At 57.3% G+C, this 1,069-nt stretch carries 1 rRNA gene; it reads right to left on the bottom strand.

The annotated features are described in order from the left end of the window. Positions 1-1,069: ribosomal RNA gene (locus tag ACIQF6_RS36270) — 23S ribosomal RNA — on the bottom strand; the annotation flags it as partial.

Below are 1,069 nucleotides of genomic sequence, written 5' to 3'. Positions count from 1 at the left end.
TTTGGGGTACGGGCCGCCATGAAACTCGCTAGAGGCTTTTCTCGACAGCATAGGATCATCCACTTCACCACAATCGGCTCGGCATCAGGTCTCAGCCTTAATGTGAGGCGGATTTGCCTACCCCACGGCCTACACCCTTACCCCGGGACTACCACCGCCCGGGCTGGACTACCTTCCTGCGTCACCCCATCGCTCACCTACTACCCCGTTGGGTCACCGGCTCCACCACGTCCCATTGTCCGAAGACTCCGGGCCGGCTTCACGGGCTTAGCATCAAGAGGTTCAGCGTTGGCGCTTCAAAGCGGGTACGGGAATATCAACCCGTTGTCCATCGACTACGCCTGTCGGCCTCGCCTTAGGTCCCGACTTACCCTGGGCAGATCAGCTTGACCCAGGAACCCTTGGTCAATCGGCGCAAGAGTTTCCCACTCTTGTATCGCTACTCATGCCTGCATTCTCACTCGTGAACCGTCCACAACTCGATTCCTCGGCTGCTTCACCCGGCACACGACGCTCCCCTACCCATCACAGCCTCCGTTGGGAGTATTGCTGCAATGACACGACTTCGGTGATGTGCTTGAGCCCCGCTACATTGTCGGCGCGGAATCACTTGACCAGTGAGCTATTACGCACTCTTTCAAGGGTGGCTGCTTCTAAGCCAACCTCCTGGTTGTCTCTGCGACTCCACATCCTTTCCCACTTAGCACACGCTTAGGGACCTTAGTCGGTGTTCTGGGCTGTTTCCCTCTCGACCATGGAGCTTATCCCCCACAGTCTCACTGCCGTGCTCTCACTTACCGGCATTCGGAGTTTGGCTAAGGTCAGTAACCCGGTGAGGCCCATCGCCTATCCAGTGCTCTACCTCCGGCAAGAAACACACGACGCTGCACCTAAATGCATTTCGGGGAGAACCAGCTATCACGGAGTTTGATTGGCCTTTCACCCCTAACCACAGGTCATCCCCCAGGTTTTCAACCCTGGTGGGTTCGGTCCTCCACACGGTCTTACCCGCGCTTCAACCTGCCCATGGCTAGATCACTCCGCTTCGGGTCTTGGGCATGCAACTCAA

This window comes from Kitasatospora sp. NPDC092948 (assembly GCF_044754805.1).
In the GTDB taxonomy this organism is placed as follows: Bacteria; Actinomycetota; Actinomycetes; order Streptomycetales; family Streptomycetaceae; genus Kitasatospora.
The sequence above is the reverse complement of the archived record's forward strand: the minus strand, read 5'-3'. Positions and strand labels throughout refer to the sequence as shown.